8 protein-coding genes are annotated in these 7,360 nt (G+C 65.6%); all 8 read left to right on the forward strand.

Annotation, left to right across the window (positions count from 1 at the left end; genetic code table 11):
• Positions 1-8 precede the first annotated feature (8 nt).
• The 8 genes from GC148_RS15295 to GC148_RS15330 all read left to right on the forward strand — a co-directional run bounded on the left by GC148_RS15295 (position 9) and on the right by GC148_RS15330 (position 7,026).
• The gene (locus tag GC148_RS15295; RefSeq protein ID WP_291072128.1) at positions 9-3,137 is read left to right on the forward strand and encodes a hypothetical protein; all 3,129 of its coding nucleotides are present in this window, start codon (positions 9-11) and stop codon (positions 3,135-3,137) included.
• Positions 3,127-3,675: a TIGR02594 family protein gene (locus tag GC148_RS15300; RefSeq protein ID WP_291072130.1), complete on the forward strand. Its 549-nt coding sequence runs from the start codon at positions 3,127-3,129 to the stop codon at positions 3,673-3,675. The genes GC148_RS15295 and GC148_RS15300 overlap by 11 nt, the downstream gene beginning before the upstream one ends.
• A gap of 10 nt (positions 3,676-3,685) precedes the next feature.
• Entirely contained in the window at positions 3,686-4,225 is a 540-nt protein-coding gene (locus GC148_RS15305; RefSeq protein WP_291072132.1) for a hypothetical protein, read from the forward strand.
• Between the two features lie 41 nt (positions 4,226-4,266).
• Positions 4,267-4,557, forward strand: coding sequence for a hypothetical protein (locus GC148_RS15310; RefSeq protein ID WP_291072134.1), 291 nt, complete (start codon positions 4,267-4,269; stop codon positions 4,555-4,557).
• A 71-nt stretch (positions 4,558-4,628) separates the two neighbouring features.
• Positions 4,629-4,904: a hypothetical protein gene (locus GC148_RS15315; RefSeq protein ID WP_291072136.1), complete on the forward strand. Its 276-nt coding sequence runs from the start codon at positions 4,629-4,631 to the stop codon at positions 4,902-4,904.
• A complete protein-coding gene (locus tag GC148_RS15320; protein ID WP_291072138.1) occupies positions 4,901-5,308 on the forward strand; it encodes a hypothetical protein in 408 nt (135 codons plus the stop codon). Before GC148_RS15315 ends, GC148_RS15320 begins: the two co-directional genes overlap by 4 nt.
• Entirely contained in the window at positions 5,308-6,381 is a 1,074-nt protein-coding gene (locus tag GC148_RS15325) for a hypothetical protein (RefSeq protein WP_291072139.1), read from the forward strand. The genes GC148_RS15320 and GC148_RS15325 overlap by 1 nt, the downstream gene beginning before the upstream one ends.
• Before the next feature lie 60 nt (positions 6,382-6,441).
• Positions 6,442-7,026 (forward strand): hypothetical protein, encoded by a 585-nt coding sequence (locus GC148_RS15330; protein ID WP_291072140.1) that lies wholly within the window; start codon positions 6,442-6,444, stop codon positions 7,024-7,026.
• Positions 7,027-7,360 lie beyond the last annotated feature (334 nt).

The following is a 7,360-nucleotide window of genomic DNA, read 5'->3' on the forward strand; positions in this document are numbered from 1 at the left end:
ACAGGCTCATGGCTTTTGACGTGAGAACGTCCGGCATGCCGGTGATCAATGACGGCAACTCGGTCGCGACGCCAACGGTGTTGCCGGAGTTCGGGGCGCCGGACACACTTGAGGCCTTGCGCGACAAGGTGCTTGAGCTTTGGAACCGCATGTCAGTTGTTGCGGCACTCTATCAGCAGACGGAATATCGCTATCCGGAGCGCCAGTTTTGGGAAGTGCTCGAAGCGCTGAACATCTTCAACATGACGCACGGGGGCACACTGCCGACCGAGCGCAAGGATGGCACACCGCTGCAGGCCGGCGACATGCACGGCGACTATTCGCAGGCCGGCATCCCGCTGAGGCCGTTGATCTACAACGGCGAGACCTGGGTCAGCTATCTGCTCGACATCCAGCCCGGCGGCTCGATGATTGACGCGCTGCTCGCCAGCATGGGGCTCAGCGGGGATGTGATCAACGCGCCTAATGCGGCGCTTGTCGATGCTCTGCGCACGGAATTGCGCGCCGGCGTCAGCGCCGATCTTGACACTTTCGCTGAGGTCAAGGCCGCCCTCGATGCGCTCTCGGCGGAGGTTGATGCCCTCAGTCTCAACAATGCGGTGCTCACCGGAACACCGACTGCGCCAACGGCGCCGCCTGGCACCGATACAACGCAGGTTGCGACCACGGCTTTTGTCAAGGTTGCGGCGGATGCGGCAGCGGCAGCCTCGGTGCCCCTCACGCAGAAAGGCTCGGCCGGCGGCGTCGCCAGTCTGGACGGCGGCGGCAAAGTGCCGTCGGCTCAGCTGCCGTCTTATGTGGATGATGTCATCGAGGCGGCCAACTTCGCTGCCTTGCCGGGTTCGGGCGAGGCCGGCAAAATCTATGTGACGCTCGACAATGGCAAGGCGTTCCGCTGGTCTGGCTCGGCCTATATCGAGATCGTCGCGTCGCCCGGCTCGACCGATGCGCTGGCCGAGGGCAGCACGAACAAGTATTTCACTGACGGTCGCGCGCAGGCCGCGCTGGCCTCGGCCTTGTCCGGCAAGCTGGACACGTCGCTAAAGGGTGCCAATAGCGGCCTCGCGGAGCTGGATTCCGGCGGCAAGGTGCCGTCCGCGCAGCTGCCCGCGCCGGCGCTGGTCAACATGCCCTTCGAGGGCGAGCGCAGCCTTGAATATTTCGGCATCGCCACGAGCGAGAGCGCGCTAAACCTGCCCCGCCTTGAGGAAGCGATTGCCCTGGGCAAGCCGCTCTGCGCCGAGCCGGGCAAGCTCTATCCGTGGGAGGGCCGGATCGTCACGCCGTCCGGCGGCCTTCGCCTCAAGGGCAACGGCGCGATCCTGAAGCCGTTCTACACCGCCGCCAGCGGCGACACGGCGGGCACCCGCTACGCGATCCGTTCGAACGTCGCGAGCTTCGGCACGACCTATGGCGTCAGCTATACCGCCGGCACCCGCGTCGCCGAGGTCGATGCGACGCCCAGCGATCTCGCTGTGGGCGACACGTTCGGCCTGTTCTCCGACACCTACAATGGCCGCTGGCCCATCTGCTACCGCACGATCACCGCGATCTCCGGCACGACCCTGACGTTCGACAAGGCGATCGTCTGGGACATGCGGATGAACCAGGCGTTCGATCCCGCCGACCCGACGAACAGCGCCGGCCTGACCGGCGTGGTGACGGGCCGGAAGATCCCGTTCGGCGGCCAGCTTGCGTTGACGGACTGCGTCTTCGACCTGTCCGGCATTGTGGACGGCACCGGCGAGGCGGACGGCTTCCTGCGCATGTTGTCCTATGACAGCGTCGAGCTTGAGCGCCTGATCCTCAAGGGCCTCGACATCAATCCAGCGAGTACGGACTACCTGCTCAATGCGGACTATTGCCGCGAGGTCCGCCTGAAATCGCTGCGCGCGCCGAACGCCCGCAAGAACGGCTCGTTCATTTCCGCTTCGCGGGCGGCGATGTTTGTCGCCGAGGACATCCAGTGGAGTGGTCGCGGCTTCGGCCTCGCGCCGGTCAATTGCGACAATTTCTTCATCTCCGACATCGTTGCGGCCGGCGACCAGGGCAACCCGATCGGCGGGCCGGACGTGTCGGTGCGCGCCATCCGCCCGATCGGCTGCCTGCGCGGCTTCATCGGCACGGCCCAGATCACCGATTACGATTCCGGCGTGAAGCTGGAAGACTGCGCCAACATCATCACCATGGGGCTTGAGACCGAGCGGGTGCGGACGAGCTGGTCGGTGTCGTCGCAGAACCCCGGCTGGCGCGACGGCGGCCACCACCTTAACGGCTTCAACTTCAAGGACTACCGCGCCTACGGCATCAACATCGGCGGCTCCGGCACCGGCGGCGGCAAGGTCCGTGCCTGCATGATCTCGAACGGCTCGATCGAAACGAGCGACGCCGGCGCGTCCGAGGCGATCATCCAGTGGGGCTCGATTGCGCACGTCAACAATGTGGCGATCCCTCAATGGCCGTCGGGCAAGGCGCCGTTCGCGACCGTCACGGTCGACGGCGTCCTGTCGCGCGGAACGCTGTCGAACTTCGACGCCAATGCGAAGATCACCAGCGGCCGCCTCGGCATCAAGATCATCTCGACGCATGTCGACTTCCTCGTCGATCCGCACACGGTGCGCTGCAACGCCCCGGGGGGCTTGTTCAACGAAGCGCCGCAGCTGGTGAAGCAGAAGTTCCTGCCGCTGGAATACACGGTCTATTCGAACCATGTGAAGGCCTCCCACACCGGCGACACGAACGAGACCGCGATCCGGTCGATCACGATCCCCGGCGGGGCCATGGGCCCCAACGGCTATGTCGAGCTTGAGGTGGCCTTCTCGTGGACGTCTAGCGCCAACAACAAGGTGTTCAGGATCAGGAATGGCAGCATGGCGGGCGGCGCACCGATGTCGTCCACTGTCACGACAAACGCGTCGCGCACCTGGCGCGGGCGCATCCGCAACCGGAACAGCCAGTCGTCGCAGATCAACCCGGCGAACCTTGCCAGCGGCGTCGGCGACGGATCGTCCGCGCACGTCCTGACGACTGTCGACACCTCGACCGACTGGACGATCTACATCACCGGCACGCTGGCCAACACGGGCGAGGAAGTGGCGGTCGAATCGGTCACAGCGAAGGTCTGCTATGTCCCTTAAACTTCCCGCCGCTTATGCCTGGCTCGCCAGGGAGCCCGCGCCCCGGATGCTGCTCGAAGGCATCAAGACCTTCGGCACACTCGAAGGTCCGGGAGCGGAGGATAATCCCGTCATCATGGGCTGGGCGGCCGAGGTCGGCGTGCCCGCGATCGAGGACGCCTTCACGGCCGACGCCGTGCCGTGGTGCGGCCTCTGGATGGCGGTCGTCGCGAAGCGCGCCGGCAAGCCGGTGAACGCGAACGCGCTCTGGGCGCGCAGCTGGCTCCGCTGGGGCGACAAGGCGCCGGCCGATCCTCAGCTCGGCGATGTGCTGATCTTCCGGCGCGGCAAGACCTCGGGCCATGTCGGCCTTTATGTCGGTGAGGATGCCGATGCCTTCCATGTGCTCGGCGGAAACCAAGGCGATGCGGTCTCGATTGTCCGCATCGACCGGGACCGTCTGCTCGGTGCGCGGAGGATCTACACCATCGCTGCGCCGGCGAATGTTCGCCGCGTCATGCTCAAGCCCGCCGGCGGCCTGTCCGGCAATGAAGCCTGAAAGGAAAGCCATGTTTGACTTCATCCGTAACCATGCCGCCAAGGCGTTCGCCGCAGCCTTCGCGCTCGGCAATGTCAGCGGCTGCGCCCTGCTGCCGGGGGTGATGCCCGGCGCCAAGACCGTCGATGCGGTGAGCGAAGTCTGCCTCGCGGACCGCCACCCGGAAGAGACCGCTTTCTGCTTCATCGGCACCTATGCCGCGGTCGTGGACGCACTCGCGACCGAACGCGAGGCCGGCACGCTCGATCCGAAGATCGAGGCCGCTGCTGATGTGGCGATCAATGCCACGGCGGAACGTGTCGCCGTCGCCTCCGAACTCTGGGGCGCGGTCGCGGGATACCGCACTGAGGTCGAGGCGCTCGAACCGCTCGCCAAGACCTGCATCGAGACGGTTTCGGACCAGTCGAAACTTTCCGAGTGCCTCGCGGCGGTCGGATACCTGACCGCGACCGGCGAGCTGAAACGTCTGACCGAGCAGGCCAAGGCCGACTGGTCAACGCTGAAACCGAAGGTCGAGGCGGTCATCGGCCTCGATCCGTCCGCCGGCTGACAATCCGCCACCTCTGCCTTCACTTCAAAAAGGGAATCACCATGAACGCAGCAACTCTCGCCGCTGCCCTCGATCTCGCGGGCATGCTTTTCAAGGTCGCGAACGCCGCGATTGAGCGCTCGGACAGTGCCACCGCCAAAAAGGTCGCGGCGCTCGGCAAGGCCGTTGTGTCTGGCGTGCAAACGTCCGGCCGCATCGATGAGGCCGTTGCCAAGGATGTGCGCGGCCTCGCCGATGCGCTCGATGCGGACGGCCTGCCGGACCGCGCGGCCTGGGATCAGATGGCCGCGAAGGTCCGCACGGCGGCAGACCGCTGGAACGCGGCCGGCTGAGGCTCGCCACATGCGCCCGGCCGGATGCGGCCGGGCGCACCTCACTTTCCTCTAGCTTAGGAGCCTGAGAAATGGCCAAGCAAACTTTCCCGGCCGCGTGGGGGCTGACCCCGCTTGAGGCGGCTTACCTGAAAGCCCTGAGGCCCGGCGCAGTCGTGCCGGCGGAAAAGCTCGCGGCCCTCCATGCCGCGCCGCTGTCGCCGAAATCTGCGCGCGTGCGCAAGACCATGCAGGCGCTGCGCCGCAAGCTCGATCCGCTCGACATCGAGATTGAGACGAAATGGCGCGAAGGCTGGCAGCTCGGCCGTGCCGGTCGCGCGAAGCTGACGGCTGCCTTGAAGCCGTGAGCGAGACCGATTCGGAAAAGAAACCGCTCGGCCCGCCATCCGATTCGCTTATGTGGGGCCGGTTCATCGCAATCCTGACGATTGCGGGCGGTGCGTTCGCATGGTTCGCCGCGAATTATGAGGCCATCAAGCCGGCGCTTGAAAGCCCGGCTTTCCTGATTGTCGTGATGGTCTCGACCTACGGCCTCGGCGGCGCCTCTGCCTATTGGGTGGTCGCTCGACCCCTCGAAAAACGGCTCAATGCGGCGGAGCGGGTGATCAACGGTCTGCGGCTCGATGATCGTGCCACACGCGACAAGGTCGCTGATCTCAAGGTCACCGTTGCACGGCTCGAAACTCAGCTCGCCCTTATGACGCAATCCTCTGCCGGTGCGCCGGCTGACCTGAACAAAGGAAACGCCTGATGTTCCGTTCCCTGACGGCCGCGCTCGCGCTCGGCCTGGCCCTGATCCTTGCGCCGCCGGCCAAGGCGCAGCCGGCCGACCCGCAAATGACCGAGCTTCTGCAGAGCCTCGCCGAGGCGGTCGCGGCCATCGAGCCGGACCCGGCAGAGGTCGAGGCCCTGACCGTCAAGGTGGCGGCGCTTGAGGCCGAGCTGACCGCCACGCGCGCGCAGCTCGCCAGCCTTGAGACCGGCCGCGCCGAGCGCCTCGCCGAGGCGCAGCGCCTTTGGCGCCAGCTCGGCACTTTCCTGATGGCCGAGCCGCATGTCATCGATCCGCCGGCCGATCCGGGCCTCACGAAATTCTCGGCCGCCGAGGTCATCCGGCACAATTACGCGGCCTCGCTCTGGCATCCCATTGAGGGCTACCAGTCAAAAATGGAGCCGGGGTGGACGTTCGATTTCGGCGCTGTGCAGGTGCAGCCGGATGGCTCGCTGCTGCACCGCCTGACCAATACGGCCGCCGCGTCGATCAAGTGGGAAGGCGAGAAACGGCTCAAGAAAACGCGCGGCCTCTACCAAGTCCGGGCAACATTTGAGGCGCGACCTGGGGTCATCGCCGCGCCCGTCTGGCTCTATTCCGAAGGCTGGCGCGAGGGCGGCCATGAACTCGACATCGAGATCATGGACGGCCGCATCGAGTATAACCTGCACACCGCAAGCGGCGCCGGCTTCAACATGCGCTCGGTCGAGAAAGACCTCGGCGGGCATGTCGTGGATTACTTCATCGACCGCCGGGACAATGACCGCATTGTCATGCGCGTTGTCAGCCTTACCGATGGCTGGACCGATGAGCTGGTGATCACGCCGGCGCAAATTGCGGCGTGGAAAGCGGCCGGCAATGCGCCGGCCGATCTCAAGCCGATTCCCTCGGATGCCGAGATGTTCCCGGCAACCGAGCTTTGGGTCGCCAATCAGCAATGGGGTCTCGACCCTTGGAATGGCGACCTGACCCCGTGGTCTGGCAAGTGGGTGCCGCTGCCGGCAGGCGAGGCCGTCGATATGCTGATCATCGGTTATCGTTTCACACACTGAGCATTGCCCGGCGTCCGGCACCGGGCGCCATCCCCTCAAGCCTGAAAAGGAAAATCAGAGATGACTTTCGAGGAAACCGGCCGGCGCATTGACACGCTGGTGAATGACGCAAAACGCCACGCCGCCGAGCGCGATGCCAACGCGATGGCAGCCGTGAAAAGCGAGCAGGCGCGCATCGAGACCGAGCGCCAGCTGGTCGAGGCCTATGACGCGCAAAAGAGCGCCTATGATGAGGTCGCCAAGTTCATCGCCAATCTCGCGCCGCTGCCGCGCATGGTCACTGACACGGCGGCCGCACAGGCTGAGGCCGAGGCGAAGGCTCAGGCCGAAGCTGAGGCCAAGGCGCGGGCCGATGCTGCGGCCGAGGCCGAAGCGAAGGCGCGAGCTGAGGCTGAGGCGGATGCTGCGGCACGGGCTGCGGCAGAGGCCGAGGCCGAAGCGAAGGCGCGAGCTGAGGCTGAGGCGGATGCTGCGGCACGGGCTGCGGCAGAGGCCGAGGCGAAGCCTGCGGCAGACGCGCCGGCGCCCGTTGCCGAAACGCCAGCGCCAGAGCCAGCGGTCCCGGCCACCGAGACCGAGCAGGCCGCGCCGCAATCCGACGCGCCCGTTGTGGCCGACTTTGTCCGGCCCGTTGATAACGGCTGACCGTCAGGCCGCGATCCGGTAGGCGAACCCGGTTCGCTGGCGAGGGGTGCGCGTTCCCGCACCCAAATAAGCCCCTGATTTCCGAAAGGATTTCGGGGGCTTATCCTCTTTGGGGCTTGGCCCATTTTTCGATTTGGAAGCATATTGGAAGCGGCTCACGCGCTTTCGCGTAAGCGGTGCGGGTAGTGTCCAGAGAGGTGGCTCGGTTTGTCTGAACAGAATCCGGTCGCTGGATAAGTGGATTTCTGCCCTTCGGGTTATGCCGCAACCGGGATTGGTTGGAGCGCTTTGAAGTAGGCCTGATCCGGCGTCTGCCGGTCAAGCGATGAGTGCG

The organism is Hyphomonas sp. (genome assembly GCF_016125515.1).
In the GTDB taxonomy this organism is placed as follows: Bacteria; Pseudomonadota; Alphaproteobacteria; order Caulobacterales; family Hyphomonadaceae; genus Hyphomonas.